The organism is Catellatospora sp. NPDC049111 (assembly GCF_040648615.1).
In the GTDB taxonomy this organism is placed as follows: Bacteria; Actinomycetota; Actinomycetes; order Mycobacteriales; family Micromonosporaceae; genus Catellatospora; species Catellatospora aurea.
This window is the reverse complement of the sequence record NZ_JBEZEB010000021.1, coordinates 46629-67255: the sequence shown is the minus strand read 5'-3', so window position 1 is coordinate 67255 and position 20627 is coordinate 46629. Positions and strand designations below refer to the sequence as shown.

The 20627-nt window shown below is 73.0% G+C and carries 17 protein-coding genes; 8 read left to right on the top strand and 9 right to left on the bottom strand.

The genetic code is table 11. From position 1 onward, the window contains the following. The first annotated feature begins 189 nt into the window (after positions 1-189). On the top strand, positions 190-858 hold the full coding sequence (locus AB0B66_RS25700; protein WP_360534642.1) for a hypothetical protein: 669 nt from the start codon (positions 190-192) through the stop codon (positions 856-858). Here AB0B66_RS25700 and AB0B66_RS25695 read toward each other — a convergent pair. Further along, positions 819-1268 carry an NUDIX domain-containing protein gene (locus tag AB0B66_RS25695; protein WP_360534640.1) on the bottom strand — a complete coding sequence of 150 codons (450 nt, stop codon included), beginning with the start codon at positions 1266-1268 and terminating at the stop codon, positions 819-821. The two genes, AB0B66_RS25700 and AB0B66_RS25695, sit on opposite strands and share 40 nt — an antisense overlap. Before the next feature lie 273 nt (positions 1269-1541). Between AB0B66_RS25695 and AB0B66_RS25690 the strand changes: the two genes are divergently transcribed. The 4 genes from AB0B66_RS25690 to AB0B66_RS25675 all read left to right on the top strand — a co-directional run bounded on the left by AB0B66_RS25690 (position 1542) and on the right by AB0B66_RS25675 (position 5473). Continuing rightward, positions 1542-2066 carry a hypothetical protein gene (locus AB0B66_RS25690; RefSeq protein ID WP_360534638.1) on the top strand — a complete coding sequence of 175 codons (525 nt, stop codon included), beginning with the start codon at positions 1542-1544 and terminating at the stop codon, positions 2064-2066. A gap of 326 nt (positions 2067-2392) precedes the next feature. Next, positions 2393-2893: a hypothetical protein gene (locus AB0B66_RS25685; protein ID WP_360534636.1), complete on the top strand. Its 501-nt coding sequence runs from the start codon at positions 2393-2395 to the stop codon at positions 2891-2893. A gap of 16 nt (positions 2894-2909) precedes the next feature. Then, on the top strand, positions 2910-3869 hold the full coding sequence (locus AB0B66_RS25680) for an asparaginase domain-containing protein (protein WP_360534634.1): 960 nt from the start codon (positions 2910-2912) through the stop codon (positions 3867-3869). 431 nt (positions 3870-4300) lie between these two features. Further along, positions 4301-5473, top strand: a complete 1173-nt coding sequence (locus tag AB0B66_RS25675; RefSeq protein WP_360534632.1) for a hypothetical protein — start codon at positions 4301-4303, stop codon at positions 5471-5473. A 52-nt stretch (positions 5474-5525) separates the two neighbouring features. On the opposite strand, the gene AB0B66_RS25670 is transcribed toward AB0B66_RS25675, so the two are convergent. The 6 genes from AB0B66_RS25670 to AB0B66_RS25645 form a co-directional block, all read right to left on the bottom strand. After that, positions 5526-7685 carry a transglycosylase domain-containing protein gene (locus AB0B66_RS25670; protein WP_360534630.1) on the bottom strand — a complete coding sequence of 720 codons (2160 nt, stop codon included), beginning with the start codon at positions 7683-7685 and terminating at the stop codon, positions 5526-5528. Positions 7686-7766: 81 nt separating this feature from the next. Then, entirely contained in the window at positions 7767-8621 is an 855-nt protein-coding gene (locus AB0B66_RS25665; protein ID WP_360534628.1) for an SMP-30/gluconolactonase/LRE family protein, read from the bottom strand. 74 nt (positions 8622-8695) lie between these two features. After that, positions 8696-10471 carry a serine/threonine-protein kinase gene (locus AB0B66_RS25660; protein WP_360534626.1) on the bottom strand — a complete coding sequence of 592 codons (1776 nt, stop codon included), beginning with the start codon at positions 10469-10471 and terminating at the stop codon, positions 8696-8698. Positions 10472-10633: 162 nt separating this feature from the next. Next, positions 10634-11002 (bottom strand): PH domain-containing protein, encoded by a 369-nt coding sequence (locus AB0B66_RS25655; protein WP_360534624.1) that lies wholly within the window; start codon positions 11000-11002, stop codon positions 10634-10636. Positions 11003-11079: 77 nt separating this feature from the next. Continuing rightward, the gene (locus AB0B66_RS25650; RefSeq protein WP_360534622.1) at positions 11080-12165 is read right to left on the bottom strand and encodes a CaiB/BaiF CoA-transferase family protein; all 1086 of its coding nucleotides are present in this window, start codon (positions 12163-12165) and stop codon (positions 11080-11082) included. Positions 12166-12183: 18 nt separating this feature from the next. Further along, positions 12184-14154, bottom strand: a complete 1971-nt coding sequence (locus AB0B66_RS25645; RefSeq protein ID WP_360534620.1) for a hypothetical protein — start codon at positions 14152-14154, stop codon at positions 12184-12186. A gap of 191 nt (positions 14155-14345) precedes the next feature. Here AB0B66_RS25645 and AB0B66_RS25640 point away from each other — a divergent pair, with 191 nt between their 5' ends. Next, complete coding sequence (locus tag AB0B66_RS25640; RefSeq protein ID WP_360534618.1) at positions 14346-15440, top strand: YihY/virulence factor BrkB family protein; 1095 nt, start codon at positions 14346-14348, stop codon at positions 15438-15440. Here AB0B66_RS25640 and AB0B66_RS25635 read toward each other — a convergent pair whose 3' ends face one another. Beyond that, complete coding sequence (locus AB0B66_RS25635; RefSeq protein ID WP_360534616.1) at positions 15441-15926, bottom strand: glutathione peroxidase; 486 nt, start codon at positions 15924-15926, stop codon at positions 15441-15443. It lies immediately after the preceding gene. A gap of 57 nt (positions 15927-15983) precedes the next feature. Between AB0B66_RS25635 and AB0B66_RS25630 the strand changes: the two genes are divergently transcribed. Continuing rightward, a complete protein-coding gene (locus AB0B66_RS25630; RefSeq protein WP_360534614.1) occupies positions 15984-16445 on the top strand; it encodes a hypothetical protein in 462 nt (153 codons plus the stop codon). Positions 16446-16503: 58 nt separating this feature from the next. After that, positions 16504-17664 carry an acetyl-CoA C-acyltransferase gene (locus AB0B66_RS25625; protein WP_360534612.1) on the top strand — a complete coding sequence of 387 codons (1161 nt, stop codon included), beginning with the start codon at positions 16504-16506 and terminating at the stop codon, positions 17662-17664. On the opposite strand, the gene AB0B66_RS25620 is transcribed toward AB0B66_RS25625, so the two are convergent. Beyond that, the gene (locus tag AB0B66_RS25620; protein ID WP_360534610.1) at positions 17661-20492 is read right to left on the bottom strand and encodes a BTAD domain-containing putative transcriptional regulator; all 2832 of its coding nucleotides are present in this window, start codon (positions 20490-20492) and stop codon (positions 17661-17663) included. The two genes, AB0B66_RS25625 and AB0B66_RS25620, sit on opposite strands and share 4 nt — an antisense overlap. Between the last annotated feature and the right edge of the window lie 135 nt (positions 20493-20627).

The window sequence follows — 20627 nt, the reverse complement described above, 5'->3', positions numbered from 1 at the left end:
TGTCCGCACCGCTGCCTGCGGCGGTGCGGACACGCGGGCGGCCGTGCGCCGCGCAAACTGTACGGTCGGATTGCCGACCGCGGCAGCAGCCCGCTGACCAGGCCGAACCTCGTCCGGCGCGGACCGGATGCGGACGACTGCCGCCCAGGCACTAGCTCATAGTGGCGCGCGCGTCGCACAATGCTGATCATGCGTTGGTTCGGTCCCCGGTGCCCCGTCAGTCCCGAGGAGGACGCCTGGGTGGCGTCGTCCCTGACGTGGCTCGTGGGCGAGTTCGGCCGCGGGCCGCTGGAACTGCCCCCGGTGCGCCCGGCAGACCTGGTGCCCGCCGGCTACGCCGGCGGTGTGCAGGAGGCGCGCACCCTGCTCGACGCGATCTGCGTGCGGATGGGCGTCGACCCGGTGCGGGTGGAGCTGGAGCTGCACGCCGGCGAGGTGCCCGACGGGCACCTGCGGCTGCGCGACGGCCACCCGGTGATCGGGGTGGCGTTCGGCCACGCGGCCGACCCGGTGCCGCTGGTCGCGACCATCGCGCATGAGCTGGGGCATGTGCTGCTCGTCGGCGACGGGCGCGTCAAGCCCGACCAGCCCGACGCCGAGCGGCTCGCCGACCTGGTCACCGTCTACTTCGGGCTGGGCGTCTTCGGCTCCCGGGCGGCGGTGCGCCGGTCGCGCCGCCGAGCCGGGCTGACCCGGCCGCTGTACGCGTACGCGCTGGCCAACTACGCCTGGCTACGCGGCGAGAGTGCGCCGGACTGGCTCGGCGAGCTGCGCTTCGGCTCGCGCGTGCGGGTGCGGCGCGGGCTGCGGCACCTGGCCTACCGCGCGGCGGACCCGGCCTCGGCCCACTCGCTGTAGGGGGTGCCGTCTCGCAGCCGCGCCAGCGCCGCGCCGGTGTAGCCGACCAGCGGCGTGGGCAGCTTGCGCAGCGAGAACCAGTGCAGGTCGGCGCACTTGTCCGGCTCGGCGTTGACCGGGCTGCCCGACCACTGCCGCACCTGGAAGAACAGGTTCAACCGCGGCGGGGACTCGTGGTAGTGCAGCAGGTGCACGAGGTCGGCGTGCGCCGGGTCGAGGGTGAGGCCGAGCTCCTCGGCGGACTCGCGCACCAGCGCGTCCAGTGGGGACTCGCCCGCCTCCAGGTGCCCGGCCGGCAGGTGCCAGCACCCGTCGGACCAGCCCGTGTTGACACGCAGACCCAGCAGCACGTCGTCGTCGCGCCGGAGGATCAGGTGTACCGCGACGATCGCCTGTGCCCTGTGCTTCACCTGCGCATTCTCGAACACCTGTACGATCTTCGTCAAGCGGCACGCCGATCGTGCTCGGGTCGACTCGCTGCAATCGGGCGCGCTGGTTGGCCATGGGCGGGGTCGTAGGCCGCATGGTCGCGCCAAGGGGCGCTGCCGTTTCCTGTGCTGCGAGCGCTGCGCGTACGAAGGGTGAAAGCTGGCGCTTTGCCGATATTCCTGGGGCAATGAACCCACGCAACAGCGGATCGGTTCACCGCGTCGACGGGAGAACAGGGCTGATACCTTCGGGCGATGCCTCAGACGATCAAGGCCGCCTTTCGAATGCGCGTGCAGGAAGCTCGTGAAATGGGCTGGCTCAACATCGTGCCGCTCGCCCTATGCGGGATTTTCCTGGCCATGTCCGTCTGGATTCTGCCCATCGGCATCGACAACCTTCGCGCGACGTGGGGAGGCATGGCTGGAACTGTAACGATCACTGAGTGCGAGCCTGAACTCGGCCGGACAGGAGGTCAGATCGGCTGGGACTGCGCAGGAACATTTCGTTCGTTCGACGAATCGGTAATGATTGACCACATTGCCTTCAAGGAATTCTTTGAAGATCGACCATCGGATCCGGTCCCGGCACGGGTCAGTGGGCCGAACAGCACTACTGCGCACATGTCGGGCTCGTCCTGGGTATTTCAGATGGGCTTCGGGGCCGTCGCACTGGGTGCGGTCTTTTCCCTGCCGTGGTGGTGGTTCGGGCCTAGAGCCTCACGCCAACCCGCAACGCGCCCCAACAGGATCAACAGGAAGAACAAGAAAGGGCAGCGCTAGCCAACACCACCTCTTTTCAGGGGAAGGCTGAGCTGTCCTCAGTGACGTACCCGGCGAGCCGCCTTCACGGCCCTCACCGGATTCGGTGGCAGACGTCGGCGTGCGGATTCCGATGCAGAGCCAGGCACGGCAGACACACACGGGTCGGCGGCGACGATAAGCATCTGACCGGCAGGGCGTCAGCGTCAGCCATTGCTCAAGGGCCGGTTTGACGCAGGACGCGGGCCGGAGGGATCGGCCGCGGCGCGCAGTGCGGCTGCTGTGGGCCGCCCGCGCGGCCCGGCCGATCTTTTGTCCGGTGCGTACGGCGCGTTTAGTATGCCGCCATGACCGCCCCCGTCACCGCCGCGGCCGACCAGAGCATCAAGCCGCTGCGGCTGCTGTTCACGCTCGCGCTGCTCGGCTACGCCGCGCTCCACCTCGGCTTCCAGTTCCTGCACTGGATCCTGCCCGCGCAGAACTCGACCCTGATCTCCCGTTCGCAGTCGGCCGGCTTCCTGGACCTGTTCCTCATGGCTTTCCCGCTGCTGGCCGTCCTGATCGCCACGCACCTGAGCCCGCAGCTGACCGGGGCGAAGATCTTCGCGCTGGTCGCGCTGATCGAGTACGCCGTGGCGATCGTGCTCGGCGGCGTCACGTTCCTGATCGGTCTGGGCGGCCTGGGCTGGGTCGACACCTTCCCGGAGACGATCGACGCGCTCGGGCACGTGGTGCTCACCATCGCCCGACTCGGCCTGGTGGCCCTGGCCGGATACGCCGTGCTGCGGGTGTTCCTGGCCCTGGGCGGCCGCGTGAGCCTGCCCTCGGCCCTCAACCCACCCGCCTAGGTCAGAGGGAGTCCACATGGGCAGCCGGGTCCTGCTGCTGGCCACCAAGGACACCATCGCGTACCGGCGGCGCGCCGGGCGCGAGTCCGTCGCGTCGGGCGCGGAGCTGCTGGCCGCGGCGGGCCCGGTCGGCGCAGAGGTCACCGTCGTGGACGTGACCTCCGAGCCGGGCTGGGACATCTCGCCGACGACGATGCTGGCGCTGGGCCGCCGGGTGCGGCAGGCCGCGGGGGAGTACGACGGCGTGGTGCTCACCCACGGCGTCGACACCGTCGAGGAGACCGCCTACCTGGTGGACCTCATGGCGGGTCCGGCCGCCGAGCGGGCCGCGATCGTGCTGACCGGCGCGGTCCGGGCGCTCGACGACCAGGACAGCGACGGGCCGGGCAACCTGGCGGCGGCGCTGACCGCCGCGGCGGAGCCGGCGACCCGGGGCCTCGGCGCGGTGGTCTGCGCGGCCGGCGAGCTGCACGCCGCCCGCTGGGTCACCCTGGCCGATGCGTCCGAGCCGGGCGGGTTCACCTCGGCGCCGTACGGCCCGGTGGCCCGGGTCGTGGACGGCCGGGTCGAACGGCTGACCGCCGCGCCACCGCGTCCGCCGTACGGCGGCGAGCCCGAGTGGGACGTCGCGCTGGTCAAGACCTATCCGGGCATGGACCCCGACGTGCTCGGCGGCCTGGCGGACCGCGGCGTGCAGGGGCTCGTGCTGGAGGGCACCGGCCAGGGCAACATCCCGGCGAGCCTGCTCGCCGCGATCAGCGACCTGCTCGACGACGACATCCCGGTGGTCGTCGCCTCCCGCAGTCATCACCGGCCGGGTCCGGGCGAGCCGCCCCGCGACATGGGCATGGCCGTGCGCCTGGGTGCGATCCCGGCCTACGGCATGCGCGCGGAGAAGGCCCGCGTCGCCCTGATGGCCGCCCTCGGCGCCGCCCCCGGCGTCGCCGCCGCCCGCACCTGGTTCACCCACCTCTGACCGTCACGAGGAAAGGAAGGGCACCTTCACATCGCTATGCGTTGTGGAAGGTGCCCTTCCCATCATCGAGCCCGGATCGTGGCTGCTCACGGTCGCGAGTCCGGAGCCCTCGGCCCACTGCCCACTGCCCACTGCCCACGGCCCGCAGCCCGCGCGGGCCGGGGCGCGGCGCGCCCATGATCGTCCGAGTTGCCGGGCATGTGGGCGAAAGCGCGCACAAGATACGCACGAGTGCCAGGCAAGTCGGACGATCATGACCCGTGCGGGTGGGAGTTTCACCTGGGTGGGGGCGGTTCCACCGGTCCGGGCTACTGTGTCGCACATCCTGTCCGTCCAGGTGTAAGACAGTTGACTGTCAATGGCGATGATTTGCCCTAGTCTGCGGCTTGAATACCGTTGCCGCGCCGTGCGCGGAAGAGCCGGGGAGCGCCATGGACGTCAGGACCGTCGGCGGGACGACGCGTCTGCAGCCGGACTTCACCAGGGTCAACGAGCTGGCCGTGCGGACAGAACGGCTGCCGCGCCGGGAACGTGACGGCGTGCTGCCGTTCCCAGCCGCGATGTGGCTGTGGGTCGGCCTGTCGACATTGCTGCGCCTGGCCGTGTGGGCGGCCGCGGCGGTGCTGGGCGTGGGCGTCGTCGCGGCGGCGGCGGTGCTGCCGGGTGTGCCTGGCCCGGTGCTGTTCGCGGCGGCGGGCGCGGCGCTGGTCGCGCTGCTGGTCCGGGTCACCCGCGGGCTGCGGCGGCGCAGCGAGGCGAGCCGGCAGGCAGCCGTGGCCCGGGAGTACTGGTCCTGGCGGCGTCCGCCGTCCCGGTTCGAGCACGAGCCCGCCGCCCTGGACCTGCCCTCCTGGCTGGGCGACCCGCTACACCGCAGGCTGCTGCGGCTGGTGCGCCCGCGCCGGACCGCCCCGCATGCCGTCCGGGTGCGGTGGGCCCACCGCTGGGCGCGCAGTCGGGAACTGCGCGCGGTCGTGCCCCGGCTGACCGGCGTCACCGCGCTGGCAGCGGTGCTCACCGTCGGCGCGTGGCGGGCCGGCTGGCTGGGCGCACATGCCCCGGCTGCGGTGCCTGCCGACATGGAACTCGGCGGACGGGTGCCCAACCCGGACGTGCTGCCCGCGCTGGACGTCGCGGTCGCCGCGGTGGCCGACTACGCCTGGCACCTGGTGGACATGGTGCCGATGCTCGGGCTGGCCGACGTGCTCGGCTGGTCGCGGCCGGCGGCGCTGGCCGCGGGCGGGCTGCAGGACGGCCTGGCGGTGGCGTACCGGGTCGCGGTGCTGCTGGTGCTGGCGGCGACCGCGGTCGCCCTGCTGGGCCGCCGGGTCGAGGTCGACGCCAAGCCGCCGCTGCTGGCCGGGCAGGTTGAGCGGGCGCTGGTGGAGGAGCTGGTGCAGGCGCGGCGGCTGCTGGAGGGCGGGAACGGCAGGCATGACCAGCGCCTGTTCGACGCCGCCTGCCGCCGGCTGCGCGCCGACACCGTCGCCGTGCCCGCGCCGCACGAGCAGTGGAACACCGAGTCGCTGTGCCACGCGCTGGCGCTGGAGCAGTCCTGGATGACCGACTGGCGGGTCCCCGAGCAGCGCTCCGTGCTGTCCTGAGACGCCCGCCGCCCCACCCCGGGCACCGGGGTGGGGCGGCGGTCCGGTGGGATCAGTTGAGGATCTCGCTGGAGGGCGGGTTGAAGTCGCGCACCGGCTTGTCCTTCAGGGCGTACTTCAGTGAGTTGGTCACCGCGTCCAGCGGCATGTTGTAGTTGCCGTCGCCGGCCACGTTCTTGACGTAGTCGGGGTCGGCGATGAAGCTCGCCGCGGCCAGTTCGGGCGTGAACCCGACGAACCAGGCGGCCCGGGTGTCGTCGGTGGTACCGGTCTTGCCCGCGATCGGGCGCTCCATCATCGGGTATACCCGGGAACCGGTGGACCAGTCGCCGCAGCTGCCGCGGGCGGCCTTGTATCCGGTGACGCAGCGCGCGGCGTCGGTGGCGGCGCGGGCGACGTCGGCGCTGAACGCCCGGTTGCACTGCGGGGCGGCGGCCTCGACCTGCTTGCCGTCGACGGTCGCGGTGAACTCCTGGCCGTCCGGGGCCTTGATCGACAGCACCGGGCTGGGCTTGCAGTACATGCCCTCGGCGGCGACGGTCGCGTACGCGTTGGCCATCTCCAGCGGGGTCGTGTCGGCCACGCCGAGCGTGAACGCGCCCCACTTGTCGGCGTGCTTGGGCGAGGCGTGCAGCCGGTCCACGTCGGTGTGCCAGACCAGGCCGATCCGCTCGGCCATGCGCACCGCCTTGTCCGAGCCCACCGCCTGCTCCAGCTGCACGAAGTAGGTGTTCACCGACTTGCCGAAGCCGGAGTACATGTTGTGCTTGCCGGTCATGCTGCCGCTGGCGTTGGACGGGCACCAGCGGTTGCCGCAGGCGGCCGGCCCGCCGGGCTCCACCACGTAGATCGAGGTGTAGCGGTGCGGGGCGTAGAACGACTTGGACATCTTCATGCCCGAGTCCAGCGCGGCGAGCATGGTGAACATCTTGAACGTCGATCCGGCCTGGTAGCCCGGGATGTCACCACCGCCGAGCAGCGGCGCGACGGTGTTCGGGTAGCTGCCCTTGACGTTGAAGGACCGCTTGATCGGGTCGGAGTTCGGGCCGTTCTTGCTCTGGTCCATCGAGTAGACCCGGTTGACGGTCATGCTGAGCACCCGGCCGGTGCCGGGCTGGACGACGACGTTGCCGTACGCCAGCCGCATGTCGGTCTTGGACCGGCTCAGCAGATCCTTCATCCCGAACGCCTGCAGCTGCGGGTCGAGGCTGGTGACCACCTTGTAGCCGCCGGTGCGCAGCTTGTCCAGGCGGGCGACCGGGTTGGGCCCGAACGCGGGCTGCTGCATCCACCAGTTCTTGAAGAAGTCGCAGAAGAAGCCCCAGTCGCGGGTGCTCGCCGGCACCGAGCCGCAGTCGCGCGGCGGGCTGCTGAGCTTGAGCTTGATCGGCTCGGCGGTCGCCTTGTTGGCCTGCTCGGTGGTGATGAACTTGAGCTCGGCCATCCGCCGGATCACGTAGTTGCGCCGGTCGAGGGCCGGGCCGGTCTGGTTCGCCGGGTCGAACGCCGACGGCGCCTTGACCAGTCCGGCCAGCGTGGCGGCCTCGACCAGGGTCAGGTCCTTGGGCTCCTTGGAGAAGAAGATCTGGGAGGCGGCGTAGATGCCGTACGCCCGGTGGCCGAAGTAGGCCATGTTCAGGTAGCCCTCCATGATCTGCTGCTTGGTCCACTGACCTTCCAGCTTGATCGCGAGGCGGATCTCGTTGAGCTTGCGCTGCGGGGTCTGCTCGGTGGCCGCGACGGCCTCCTGGGCCGTCTGGGCGCTGTCGCGCAGCGCCATGCGCACGTACTGCATGGTCAGCGTCGACGCGCCCTGGGAGACCTCGCCCTGCTGGCGGTTGGCCACGAAGGCGCGGGCGATGGACTGGAAGTCGACGCCCATGTGGGAGTAGAAGCGCGCGTCCTCGGCGGCGAGCACAGCGTTGACCACGTTCTGGTTCATCGAGCCGAGCGGCACGAACTTGCGGTGCTCGTCGTAGAACATCGTGATCAGCGACTTGCCGTCGTTGGCGTAGACGTACGTGGTCTGGCCGACCTGATGCTCCTTGAGCTGGGTCGGCAGGTTCTGATAGATGGCCGCGCCCTTCATGGCTCCGATGCCCGCCGGTACGGCCAGCGGTAGCGAGGCGAGGGCCAGCACGACCCCGCCCAGGACGCCGGTGCGGAGCATCCCGCTGTACCGGCCGAAAGCGCTGATTAACCGCTGCACCATAGCCACGAATATAGGCAGCTCAGCATACCGAAGTGAGGAAGATTCACTAAAGCGTATGCGGGTGGTCCCGTGTGGAGAAGCTCAGCCCCGGAAGCAGTCGGCAGGCCTGCCCGCCACGTCCACCGGCTGGTGGGCGTAGACCAGGCCGGCGTGCGGATCGTCGGGCCGCCCGACCGACGCCGTCGTGATCACCAGCGTGTCCAGCCGGGGTCCGGCGAACGCACAGCTGGTCACCAGCGGGGTCGGCAGTGCGACCACCCGGTCCAGCCGCCCGTCGGGGGTGTACCGGCGCACCGCGCCCCCGGCCCACAGCGCCACCCAGACCCCGCCCTCGGCGTCCACGCACATGCCGTCGGGATGGCCCTCGTCGATCCGTGCCAGCGTGCGCCGCGCCGCCGGTTCGCCGGAGCCGAGGTCGTAGTCGTAGGCGTCGACCCGGCCGGTGGGGGTGTCGATGTGGTACATCGTCGTGCCGTCGGGCGACCAGCCCAGCCCATTGCTGATGGTCAGCCCGGTGAACACGGTGGTGAGCGCGTCCGCGCCCGGGTCCAGGCGGTACAGCGCCGCCGCGCCGGGGCGCTCGTCGTAGGCCATGGTGCCCAGCCAGAGCCGCCCGGCCGGGTCGGCCTTGGCGTCGTTGGCGCGCAGCCCGGCGGTGTCGCCGGGGAAGCCGGGCAGCCGCTGCTCGCCGCCGCCGGGCAGCAGGCGCACCGGCCCTTCCGGCAGGCAGGCGACGAAGCCGCCGCCGCAGGCTGGCACCGCCGCGCCGACGTGCGCCGAGGTGCTCACCTCGCCGGACTCGTCGCCCTCCACCGAGCGCCACAGCACCCGGCTGCGCAGGATGTCCACCCACCAGACCCGGCCGTCCCGGTGCGCGTACAGCGGCCCTTCACCCAGCTCACAGCGCCGGGAGTCGAAGACCTCCACGTCCGACATCCGGGTCACCCCTCAGCCCGCCACGCGGGCGCAACGGTTGCCTTCACGCTCCACCTTAAACGCGGCCGAGCGGCTCAGAAGGCGCTCCGCCACATCGAGATGTCGCGGTACCGGACCCGCCACGGCGTGACGCCGATCTTGCCTTCGGTGGACACGCCCAGGATCACGCGGCCCTCCGGGAACTGCGTGTTCACCACCGGCACGACGACGCCCGCGGCCATGGTGAGCTCCTTGCCGCCCAGGAACAGGCGGAACTCCGATCCGGTGGCCGAGATCGCGACCCGGTGGAACCGGCCGAGCTCCAGTTTCTTGTCCAGCGGGAAATCGACCAGGGTCCGGCCGTTGCTCGGGTCGTCATCGGCGTGGCGCATCATGCGGACCTTGTCGTCACACACCCGCAGCTCGTAACCCCGCTGGGCGCGATACCGGAACCAGATCCCGGCGCAGGCACCCTCGTCGACCAGCGCCACGTCCACCTCGACCCGGAAGTCGCCGAGCGTGTCGTCCGGGCCGCTGCACTGGTAGCTCCAGTCCTTCAGCGTGGTCACCAGGAACGACTGGTTCTCGTAGCGGCACGTCGCCCCATCGGGGTCGTCCTCGCGCTTCGTCCAGCTCTGCGCCCGGTTCAGCTTCTCGACCCGGTACGGCGCGGGCTTGGACGGCTTCGGCGAGGCCGACGGCGACGGCGAAGGCGAAGGGGACGGGGAGGGCGACGGCGACGGACTCGGCGACGGTGTGGGGGAGGCGCTGGGCGAGGCGGTCGGGGACGGCGCGGCCGCGAAACCGGCCGGCAGCGGCAGCGCCCCGGTCAGCAGTGCCACCGTCAGGCCGCCCAGCAGCAGCGTCGTCGCACCGAGCCCGGCCGCGACCGGCTTGGCCCACCGGGAGCCGCCCGGCCGGCGGCCGGCCTCGGGCTGCAGGTTGGTCAGGTCGGCGTCGACCACGGCGAACTTGCTGCCCGCCGCGGCCGCCGCCGCCGCCTGCCGGGGCAGCTCGCCGGAGCTCAGCGCCCGGTCCGGCCCCCGGGTGAGCAGCCGGTCGAGCAGGTCGCGGGCGGTCGGGCGGTCGGCGGGGTCCTTGGACAGGGCCGCCTCGACCAGCTCGCGCAGCGGCCCGGTCAGGCCGTCGAGGTCGGGCTCGGAGGTCATGATGCGCACGGCGACCGCCGGCATCGAGTCGGCGGCGAAGGTGACCCGGCCGGTGCCCGCGAACGCGACCACCGCGCCCCACGCGAACACGTCCGCGGCCGGGGTCAGCGCCTTGCGCGCCTTGGTGTCCAGGCGCTCCGGGGCCATGTACGCGACCGTGCCGATGAGCTGGTCGGTGCGGGTGTTGCCGGGCTGCCCCTCGACCGCGCGGGCGATGCCGAAGTCGATGACCTTCGGGGTCCCCGGGGCCAGCAGCACGTTGCTGGGCTTGAGGTCGCGGTGGATGACGCCCGCGCCGTGGATCGCGGTCAGCGCGGTGGCCACGCCGATGGCCAGGCCGTGCAGGTTGGCCGGGGTCAGCGGACCGCGCTGCTGGACGACGCTGGACAGGCTCGGGCCGTCCACGTACTCGACCACCAGGTACGGCGACTCGTGGTCGGGGTCGGCGTCGAGCACCTCGGCGGTGCAGAACGGCGGCACCTGCTTGGCCCGCTCCACCTCGCTGCGGAAACGCTGCCGGAACTCGGGCTCCCCGGCCAGGTCGGCGCGGATCACCTTGACCGCGACGAGGGTGTCCTGCGGGTCGCGGGCCAGGTAGACGCTGCCCATGCCGCCCTCGCCGAGGCGGCCCAGGAGCGTGTAACCGCCCAGCTCACGTGGGTCGCTGGGCCGCAGCGGCCGCGAAGCGTCGGCGCCGACCATGATGGACTCGTTCTCCCGTTCTCGATGCCCGCCGAGGCCGCGGCTCGACACGCCGCGGCCTTACGGACTGTCCCCGCTGAGTCACGCGACATCCTGCCATCCGCGGGCAGTCGCCGTAACCCTGCCGCGTCACCAGACGCGCGACGAGGGCCGGGAGGTTGCTCAGCTCGTGATGCGGTGCAGGATCAGATCGTGGACGTGGTGCGACTTCTCGTCCCCGCGGAACTCCATTTCGTACACGTGCGTGCCGACGTTGATGGCGATCGCGCCCGTCGAGAAGAACTGCCCCGCCCAGGACTTGTTGCTGACCACGCTCACGCTGGTGATCTTCGAATAGGGGATGCTGGTGATGGCGGTCTTCTTGCCCACGAAGGACTTGTCCTGGATGATCACCCGGCGGTCGGTCAGCCCGATGAAACCCGTGCCCGTCCCGATGGCGTCGTACACGGCGATGACCTGCTCGCCGGGCAGCAGCCCGCTCTGGATCTGCTGGAGCTGCTCCTTGCGGTCGTACACGATGCTCGTCGTCATGCCCCGACGCTAATCACGCGCCGCAACCCGGCAGAGTCATGCGGAGCCCGCTCCGCATGACTCTGCCGGGCTCCTGATCAGCCGCACCAGTCGGCCAGGACCTCGGCGGTGTGCTCGCCGGGCAGGGCCGGGGGACGGTCCAGCTCCGCCGGGGTGGCCGAGAAGCGCGGCGCGGGTGCGGGCTGGGTCACGCCGTCGTGCACCAGGTAGGTGCTCCGGGCGGCGAGCTGCGGATCGGTCGGCGCGTGCCCCATCGACAGTACCGGGGCCACGCAGCCGTCGTTGTCGGCGAACAGCTGCGCCCAGTGCGCCTGCGGCTGCTGCGCGAAGCGCCGTGCCAGCAGCTCGCGCAGCCGCGGCCAGGACGCCCGGTCGTACTGCGGGGTGTCGGCGGGCAGGTCCAGCCGGGCCAGCAGCTCGGCGAAGAACTGCGGCTCCAGCGCGGCGACCGCGACGTGGCGGCCGTCGGCGGTGGCGTACACGTCGTAGAAGGGCGCGCCGCCGTCGAACAGGTTCACGCCGCGCTCGTCGAGCCAGGTGCCGCCCGCGTGCATGCCCCACTGCATCGCCGTCAGATGGGCCACACCGTCCACGATGGCCGCGTCCACGACCTGGCCCGGTCCGCCGCCGCGCACCCGCCACAGCGCGGCCAGGATGCCCGCCACCAGGTACATCGCGCCGCCCGCGAAGTCGCCGAGCAGGTTCAGCGGGATCTGCGGCGGCCCGCCGGCCCGGCCGATCGCGTGCAGCGCGCCGGTGACCGCGAGGTAGGTGAGGTCGTGGCCGGCCGTGTGCGCCCGCGGCCCGTCCTGGCCCCAGCCGGTGATCCGGCCGTACACCAGCTGCGGGCGGCGGTGCAGGCACACGTCCGGCCCGAAGCCCAGGCGCTCGGCGACGCCCGGCCGGAAGCCCTCGACCAGCACGTCGGCCCGGTCCACCAGGCGCAGCAGCAGGGCCACACCGTCCGGGTCCTTCAGGTCCACGGCGATCGCCCGCTTGCCGCGCTGCAGCAGGTCGAACCTCGGGTCCACGGCCGTGACGCCGCCGCCCGGACGGTCCACCCGTACCACGTCCGCGCCCAGGTCGGCCAGGTACATGCCGCAGAACGGACCGGGGCCGATCCCCCCGACCTCGAGCACCTTCAAGCCGTCCAGCGGACCCATGGCGGTGATCGTACGCAGCTATTCGCGGCTGAAGGTCCACACCCCGTTGGTGTCGATCACGACCACGACCGTGCCGCGGGGCAGCATCGTCTCGCCGGTGAAGTCGCCCTCCTGGCTGATCAGCGTGGCGCTGTCCGAGCCGATCGCCTGCACCGTGAACTTGCCGGTGCCGCGGTGGTCGAACGCGACCTTGACCGACTCCGCCGCCGTACGCGGGATCAGCAGCACGTCCGCGCCCACCCCGGACGCGTTGCCGCTGAACGTCTGCGCGGACGCCAGCGGGCGCACCACCATGCGCCAGCCGCCCTCGGCCTGGATGCTCACCGCGTCGGGCCGCATCTCGCCCAGGTCCAGCGGGCGTACGCCCTCGTAGCTCTCCGCGGCGCTGACCAGCGTCTGGATCTCCTGGCCGTCGGCCTTGACGGTGCGTACGACGAACGGTCCCGTGCCGGAGTAGGTGAGCGCGACGGTGTGGAAGGTGCTGCCCAGCTCGACCGGCACCACCTGCGGCCCGGTGCCCTCGAAGACCTGGTCCTGCGGTAGCGCCTCGGCGGCCTGCCGGCTCGGCGTCGGGATCGGCCGACCCTGCGCCTGCTGCGTGGATCGGGCGTCGGGCGGTGAGCCGACCTCGGTGGCGCTCGGGTCGGCGACCGCGCCGGGCGAGCCGCCGATCCGGGTGGCGACGAAGCCGCCGACACCGACCACGGTGCACAGCAGCAACCCGGCCGCCCCGGCCAGCCCCCATACCCACCAGGGCTTGCGCCTGGCCGGAGCCGCGTGCGCGGGCACGTGCGTCGCCGCGTGCGCCGGCACGTGCGCCCCGTCGGGGCCCTGCGTGCCACCGGCCGCCGGGTCCGGCGGCGCGGCCGCGAACGCCATGGCGGGCACGGCCCCGCCTGCCACCGGCACGTCCGCGACCGGCACACCCGCGACGGGCGCGGCGACCGCGGTGTCCGGGGCTGGTTGCGCCGACGGCGGGTCCACCGGCGACGGCCAGGCGATGCCCGAGGTCAGCGGCGGGGCGGTGACCGGCCCGTAGACCGGCGTGACCGGCCCGGTCACCGGCACGATCGGCTCGAATCCGGGTGTGTCCACCGGGCCGAGCGGCTCAGGCCCGGCGACCGCGTTCGCGGCCACGAGTTCGGGTTCGGGATCGGCTGGTGCGGTGTCCGGTTCGGATGACGGCGGGATCTGCCCCGCCATGGCGCTCACCGGTTCCGCGATCCGGTCGCCCGCCTCCTGCGCGTCCTCGCCGCCGGCCGGCTTCGCCCAGACCGGTGCGGCGGACGCGGCGGGTTCGGTCTCCCAGGCCGGGGTGGTCTGCTCGTCGGTCCAGGCCGGCGGGGCCGCATCGGGCAGGGCCGGTTCGGGCGCGGGCTCGGTGATCCAGCCCGGTTCCGCCGACAGCACCGGATCGACCGGCCAGGCCGGCTGCGGCCGCTCGTCGGACCACGCCGCCTGCGCGGCCGCGTCCATCGCCATCGCGGTCTGCGCGGCCAGCACCGGCTGCGCGGCCGGGAAAAGGTCCGACTGCCCGCTCGCCGCCGGCTGCGCGGCGTCGACGGCCGCTGTGGGCGGGTCCGCGTCCATCGCCGTCACCGAAGCCGACGGCTCGGCCCCGTCCATGGTCGTCACCAGGGCAGGCTCCGGCTGCAAGGACGGCTCGGGGCCGGTCGCGGCGGGTTGGGCGACCTCGTCGGCCGCCGACCAGGCAGGCGCCGCTTCCGGCACCGGGTCGGACACCGTGACGCCGGCCACGGGCTGTACGTCGGTCTCCGGGGAAGCTCCGATGAGTTCGTCGAGGCTGGTGAACGAATCGTCGTCGGGCAGTTCGAACATCAGCGTGGGGTCGTCGGCCCCGTCGCTGACCCAGAACTGCCAGCCCTCGGGCGCGGGTGGCCAGGCCGGATCGGGCCGCCAGCCCGCCGGGGGCGTCCAGTCCTCCGGCGGCGTGGGCCATCCCGGTGGTGAGTGGTACTTCCAGCCCATGCGCCTACCCCCGTCGTGCTAGCCGCGGCGCACTGCGGTGCGCCGCGTAACCGGGGGTGACCTGATAATACGTGCCGGGTTCGGTGCGCGGGCGTGATCCACTGACGACGCTGCGCCACCGTGACCTTGTCGCGCGCCGCCCACCTCTGGTGTCATACGGGGGTATCGATCGTTCGGTGGCGGAGGCAGCGGTGGCGCGTACGAGGGAACCGGGCCGGGCCCACCGGGAGCGGCTGCTGCACATCCTGGCCCGCGGGCCGGAGCGGCCGTCGGAGCTGGGCTTGCGGGCCTGGCTGGGGGTGGCCCGGCGCACCGTGGTGGAGCTGCTCAACGACGAGCTGGCCGACCGGGCGGCGGCGCTGACCTACTACAGCGTGACCTCGATCCTGCCCGGTTTGCTGGTGCTGGTCGCCGGGGTGGGCCTGTTCGGGCGTCCGACCAGCGACGCGGTCGCCGAGAACCTGAGCGAGCTGACGCCGCCGCCGGCTCGGCACGCGGTGCTGGAGATCATCGACAACCTGCGCTACGACCAGCGGGCGGCGGGCGTCGCGCTGGCGGTCGGTCTGGCCATCGCGTTCTGGTCGGCGACCAGCTACATCGGCGGGTTCATGCGCGCCGCGAACGTGATCTACGACGTGCCGGAGGGCCGGCCGCTGTGGAAGACGGTCCCGGTGCAGCTGTTCGTCACCGCGGTGACCGGGGTGTCGCTGGCCGCGAGCGCGCTCGCGGTGGTGCTCAGCGGCCGGGTGGCCACCAGTGTCGGGCGCGCGTTCGGCGTCGAGGACACCACCGTGAAGATCCTCGACATCGCGAAGTGGCCGATCCTGGTGGTGGTGATCAACCTGCTGCTGGCGCTGCTCTACTGGGCCGCGCCGAACGCGCGGCTGGGCGGGTTCCGCTGGATCACGCCGGGCACGATGGTGGCGATGGCCACCTGGATCACGGTGTCGGCCGGGTTCGCGTACTACATCGCGACGTTCGACTCGTACAACCGGACCTACGGCGCGCTCGGCGGGGTCATCGCCTTCCTCGTGTGGCTCTGGCTGACCAACGTCGCGGTGCTGCTGGGGGCGAAGTTCGACGCCGAGCTGGGCCGGGCGCGGGCCATCGCGGCGGGCATGCCGCCCGACGCCGAGCCGTACCTGCCCCTGCGCGACGTGCCCAAGCAGGATCCCCGCAACGGGCTGCCCGCCCTGGAGGCGGGACCCGAGGAGATGCCCGCGGCACCCGAGCGGCCCGTGGCCGAGCCGGCGGAGGAGGTACGGCCCGACGAGGGCCGGTCGTGATCAGGCCAGGGCGCGCTCGACGGCGCCGACCAGCTCCGGCGACTCGGGGGTGACCTGCGGGCGCAGCCGGGCGGTGACGGTCCCGGACCGGTCGACGACGAACTTCTCGAAGTTCCACTTGACGTCGCCGGCCTCGCCGTCGGCGTCGGCAGTCTCGGTGAGCAGGTCGTACAGCGGGTGCCGGTCGGCGCCGTTGACGTCGATCTTCTCGGTCAGCGGGAAGGTGACGCCGTAGTTGACGTCACAGAACTCGGCGATCTCCTCGGCGCTGCCCGGCTCCTGCCCGGCGAACTGGTTGCACGGCACGCCGAGCACGACCAGCCCCTGCTCGGCGTACGCCTCGGCGAGCTTCTGCAGCCCGGTGTACTGCGGGGTCAGCCCGCAGCGGGAGGCGACGTTGACGACGAGCACGGCCTTGCCGCGGTACTGGGCGAGGTCGGCGTCGCCGCCCTGCAGGGTCTTGATCGAAACGTCGTAAAGGCTCATGGTGGCCAACCATAGCGCCGGTGCCCGGACCGGTTCCCGTCTGCCACGATGTCGGTCATGACGAGCATCGAGCCCGATTCCGCAGTGAGCCCGGCGGCCCGCGCGGCCCGCGCCGCGGGATGCGCCTTCGTGTCCCTGGCCGTGTGGATGGGCGTGGCCTACGCGGTGATCCAGCTGCGTGGCTGCACCGGGGAGGGCATGCGGTGCCTGGGCGACGCGATCGGGATCATGTTCCTGTGCCTGCTGGGCGCGGCGGTGTCGATGTGGGGCCTGCTGCGGCTGGCCCGGGTGCGCCCGGCATGGCCGGTCGCGGTGGCCGGGCCGCTGGTGTTCCTGCTGCTGGCGTTCGGCCTGGCGGGCAGGTTCTTCCTGGGCACACCGCAGCTGTGGGTGGTCGCCATCATGGCGGCGTACGCGCTGGGTGCATTGCTGGCTGACCGGCGGGTGTCGGCGCGGGCGCGCTGGATCACGGTCGGCGCGCTGGTCGTGCTGCTCGTCGCGGGGTTGTTCCGGTTCTGACCGGAGGCCGCCGCGGACCTGAGTGACCGTTCAGGTTACTTCGCAGTAGGCTGCTGTCATGCGTGATGCGGTGATCATCGGAGCGGTCCGTACCCCCGTCGGCCGGCGCAACGGCGGCCTGGCCAGCGTGCACCCCGTCGACCTGGCCGGGCAGATCCTGCAGGACCTCGGCGACCGCAGCGGATTCGACCCGGCCGACGTGGACGACGTCATCCTCGGCTGCGTCTCGCAGACCGGCGAGCAGTCCTGGAACATCGGCCGCAACGCGGTGCTCGCCGCGGGCTGGCCGGAGACCGTGCCCGGCACCACCCTGGACCGCCAGTGCGGCTCCAGCCAGCAGGCCGTGCACTTCGCCGCCGCGACCGTGCTGTCGGGGCAGGCCGACCTGGTCGTGGCCGCGGGCGTGGAGTCGATGAGCCGGGTGCCGATGGGCTCGTCGGTCGGCGAGCTGGGTTTCCCGTACGGGCCCGAGGTGCGCAGCCGCTACGCCGGGGTGCCGGGCTTCGCCGGGGACGCCCCCGTGCCGTTCAACCAGGGCGTCGGCGCGGAGATGATCGCCGCCCGGTGGGGCTTCAGCCGGGCGCAGCTCGACGAGTACGCGCTGGCCAGCCACCAGAAGGCGGCCGCGGCATCGGACGGCGGGCTGTTCGCCGCGGAGATCGCCCCGGTCGGCGACGTGTACGCCGACGAGGGCATCCGGCGCGAGACGTCGCTGGAGAAGCTGGGCCAGCTGGCGACCCCGTTCAAGGCCGACGGTGTGGTCACCGCGGGCACCGCGTCGCAGATCTCCGACGGCGCGGCCGCGATCGCGGTCACGACGTCGGCCTGGGCCGCCGAGCACGGGTACGCCCCCATCGCCCGCATCCACACCGCGGTCGTCGCCGCCGACGACCCGGTGATCATGCTCACCGCGCCGATCCCGGCCACCGCCAAGGCGCTCAAGCGGGCCGGGCTGTCCATCGGCGACATCGGCGCGTACGAGGTCAACGAGGCGTTCGCGCCAGTGCCGCTGGCCTGGCTGGCCGAGACGGGGGCGGACCCGGCCCGGCTCAACCCGCGCGGCGGCGCGATCGCGCTGGGCCACCCGCTGGGCGCCAGCGGCGCGCGGCTGCTGACCACGCTGATCCACCACATGCGCGACAACGGCATCCGCTACGGGTTGCAGACGATGTGCGAGGGCGGCGGCATGGCCAACGCCACCGTCATCGAGCTGCTCTAGCCGCCGGGCCGCCGCAGCTTCTCGCGCACCGTGGCGGCCTCGGCGTGGCCGAGCTCCTCGAAGATCTCCAGCGCCCGGGTCCAGTAGGCGGCGGCCTGCGCGTTGCCCACGGCGTGGTGGCTGTCGCCGAGGTGGGCGTTCGTCTCCGCCTCGCCGAAGCGGTCGCCGAAGTCGAGGTACAGCGCCAGGGTCTGCTCGTAGCAGGCGATCGCCTGCGCGTGGTCGCCGAGCTGGGCGTGGGCGTAGCCGAGGCTGTCCAGGGTGTGCGCCTGCCCGTTGCGGTCGCCCAGCTCGGTGAACAGGGCCAGCGCCCGATGGCAGTGCTCCAGCGCGGCACGGTGGTCGCCGGCGAGGCCGCGGTACCAGCCGATGCCGTTGAGCGCCCGCGCCTGGCCGGGCAGGTAACCGGCGGTGGTGTACAGCGCCAGCGCCTGCTCGGTGTGGTGCAGCGCCTGCTCGGTGTCGCCCTGCATCTCCAACGCGACGCCGAGGTTGTGGTGGGTGTGGCCCTGCCCGGCGTGGTCGCCGACCGCCCGGTACTGCTCCAGCGCCGCGTGGAAACTCGCCAGCGCGTCGGAGTGGCGACCCAGCCGCACCTGCGTACGGGCCACGTGCCGGTGCAGGTGGGCCTGGGCGGGCCGGTCGCCGAGCCGGGCCGTCGCGCCGAGCGCCGCGGTCAGCACGGTGATCAGATCGGACCAGTGCCCGCGCCGGTCCAGGTAGGTCGTCAGCTGCCAGGACAGCTGCCAGGCCCGTCGGTCCCAGCCGGCCGCCGCGGCGCGGTTGACCGCCGCCACCAGGCAGGCGTGCTCGGCGGTGAACCAGCGCACCGCCGCCGCGGCGTCGCCGGGGTCGTCGACCAGCGTGCCCTCGGCCGGGTCGTCGACCGGCAGCGGCTGCCGGACGGCCTCCAGCCGCAGATCAGCCCGCCGGGCGGTGTGCAGGTAGTGGTCGAGCAGCCGGCCGAGCGCGGCGAGGCGCTCGGGTTCGGGCTCGTCCTCCTGGGCCAGCTCCGCTGCGTACAGGTGCAGCAGGTCGTGGCACTGGTAGCGCCCCGGGACGTGCTCGGTGACCAGGTGCGCCCGTTCCAGCTCGTCGAGCGCGGCCTGCGCCGCCGCGAGCGGCGCCCCGGCGAGGCTCGCCGCGGCGGGCACCGCCAGATCCGGGCCCGGGTGCAGGCCGAGCAGCCGGAACATCCGGGCGGCGGGAGCGCTCAGCGCGCGGTAGGACCAGGAGAACACGGCCCGTACGTCGGTCGCGGCGTCCCAGCCGGTGAACGCGTCCAGGCCCGCGCCCTCGGCGTGCAGCCGCTCGGCCAGCTCGGCCAGCGGCACCTCGGCCGAGATCGCTGCGCGGGCGGCGACGACCGCCAGCGCCAGCGGCAGGCCCCCGCACATGCGCAGCAGCCGCGCGACCGCCTCCGGTTCGGCGGCCGCGCGGTCGGCCCCGATCCGGCGGCTGAGCAGCTCGCGCGCCTCGGCGTCGTCGAGCAGGCCCAGGGTCAGCGGCCGCGCGCCCTCGGTGGCGACCAGCGCGGGCAGCTGGTCGCGGCTGGTGACCAGCACGAGGCAGGTCGGCGACCCGGGCAGCAGTCGGCGTACGTGCTCAGCGTCGCGCACGTTGTCGAGCACCACCAGCACCCGCTTGCCTGCCAGCAGGCTGCGGTACAGGCCGAGGCTGCCGTCGAGGGTGGCCGGGATGCGCTCGGGCGGCACCGCGAACGCGTCGAGCAGGCTGCGCACCGCCTCGGCGGGCCCCATCGCGGTGCCGTCCGGGTCGTAGCCGCGCAGGTTGAGGTAGAGCTGGCCGTCGGGGAAGCGCTCGGCGACGCGGTGCGCCCAGTGCACGGCCAGGGTCGTCTTGCCCACCCCGGCGGTCCCCGAGATCGCGGAGATCACCACGGTGGTCAGCCCGGCGGCGCGGTCGGCGGGCAGCAGACCGGCCAGCCGGGCCAGCTCGGCGGTGCGGCCGCTGAAGACGGGCGTGTCCGCGGGCAGCTGCGCCGGGACGGTGCCCCCGGGCCCGGCCGGGGCGGACTCGGCGAGCGTGTCCAGCTCGGACACGGTGAGACGGTCCAAGCGCGGGTCGTCGCGCAGCACCGCGGCGTGCACCCGGCGCAGCGCCGCGCCCGCGTCGATGCCCAGCTCCTCGGCCAGCCGGGCGCGCGCGGCCCGGAACACCTCCAGGGCCTCGGCGCGCCGTCCCGCCCGGTAGTGGGCCAGCATCAGCAGGGCGAGCAGGCTCTCCCGGTACGGGTGGGCGGCGGCCAGCGCGGCCAGTTCGGGACCGGCCTCGGCGTGGCCGCCCAGGTCCAGGCGCAGGCCGAGGCTCTCCTCCCGGGCCCGCAGGTGCTCGTCGGACAGCCGCCCCACCTCGTCGGTGAGCAGCGCGTCGGCGGGCAGATCGGCGTACGGCTCGGCGCGCCACAGCGCCAGCGCCTGCTCGAACAGTTTCGCGGCGGCGTGGTCGTCCCCGGCCCGGCGCGATGTCCTGGCCTGGCCGAGCAGGTCGGTGAAGGCGAGGCTGTCCAGCTCGGCGGCGGTGGCGGCGATCCGGTAACCGCCCGGACCGTGCGAGACGCGGGCCGGGTCGCCGAGGGCGCTGCGCAGGCGGTGCACGTACACCTGCAGGGTCTTGCGGGCGGTGGCGGGCGGGTTGCCCTCCCAGAGCGTGTCGGCCAGCCGGTCCGCGGAGATCGGCTGGTTGGCCCGGCTGAGCAGCGCAGCCAGCAGGCGGCGCAGCATCGCGGCCGGCAGCTCCACCGGCTGCCCGTCGCGGTGCACGGCCAGCGGTCCCAGCACGCCGAAGGTGATCACACTTGCTCCCATGTCCCGCCCAGGGTGTCCGACCGTCGCTTCGATGGTCAAGTCAGCGCGCAACCGCCGCGCAACCGGCCGCCCGCAGGATGGCGGCCAGCGCATTGGGGCGTGGCGATGCGGCCTGTCGGTCTGTCAACGGGGGCG

Bases quoted from the DNA above. Each gene is read 5' to 3' on its own strand.
- AB0B66_RS25620 (WP_360534610.1), bottom strand. From the start codon at position 20,492: ATGGGAGCAAGTGTGATCACCTTCGGCGTGCTGGGACCGCTGGCCGTG.
- AB0B66_RS25665 (WP_360534628.1), bottom strand. From the start codon at position 8,621: ATGTCGGACGTGGAGGTCTTCGACTCCCGGCGCTGTGAGCTGGGTGAA.
- AB0B66_RS25625 (WP_360534612.1), top strand. From the start codon at position 16,504: ATGCGTGATGCGGTGATCATCGGAGCGGTCCGTACCCCCGTCGGCCGG.
- AB0B66_RS25635 (WP_360534616.1), bottom strand. From the start codon at position 15,926: ATGAGCCTTTACGACGTTTCGATCAAGACCCTGCAGGGCGGCGACGCC.
- AB0B66_RS25670 (WP_360534630.1), bottom strand. From the start codon at position 7,685: ATGGTGCAGCGGTTAATCAGCGCTTTCGGCCGGTACAGCGGGATGCTC.
- AB0B66_RS25680 (WP_360534634.1), top strand. From the start codon at position 2,910: ATGGGCAGCCGGGTCCTGCTGCTGGCCACCAAGGACACCATCGCGTAC.
- AB0B66_RS25700 (WP_360534642.1), top strand. From the start codon at position 190: ATGCGTTGGTTCGGTCCCCGGTGCCCCGTCAGTCCCGAGGAGGACGCC.
- AB0B66_RS25660 (WP_360534626.1), bottom strand. From the start codon at position 10,471: ATGGTCGGCGCCGACGCTTCGCGGCCGCTGCGGCCCAGCGACCCACGT.
- AB0B66_RS25675 (WP_360534632.1), top strand. From the start codon at position 4,301: ATGGACGTCAGGACCGTCGGCGGGACGACGCGTCTGCAGCCGGACTTC.
- AB0B66_RS25650 (WP_360534622.1), bottom strand. From the start codon at position 12,165: ATGGGTCCGCTGGACGGCTTGAAGGTGCTCGAGGTCGGGGGGATCGGC.
- AB0B66_RS25690 (WP_360534638.1), top strand. From the start codon at position 1,542: ATGCCTCAGACGATCAAGGCCGCCTTTCGAATGCGCGTGCAGGAAGCT.
- AB0B66_RS25685 (WP_360534636.1), top strand. From the start codon at position 2,393: ATGACCGCCCCCGTCACCGCCGCGGCCGACCAGAGCATCAAGCCGCTG.
- AB0B66_RS25655 (WP_360534624.1), bottom strand. From the start codon at position 11,002: ATGACGACGAGCATCGTGTACGACCGCAAGGAGCAGCTCCAGCAGATC.
- AB0B66_RS25630 (WP_360534614.1), top strand. From the start codon at position 15,984: ATGACGAGCATCGAGCCCGATTCCGCAGTGAGCCCGGCGGCCCGCGCG.
- AB0B66_RS25645 (WP_360534620.1), bottom strand. From the start codon at position 14,154: ATGGGCTGGAAGTACCACTCACCACCGGGATGGCCCACGCCGCCGGAG.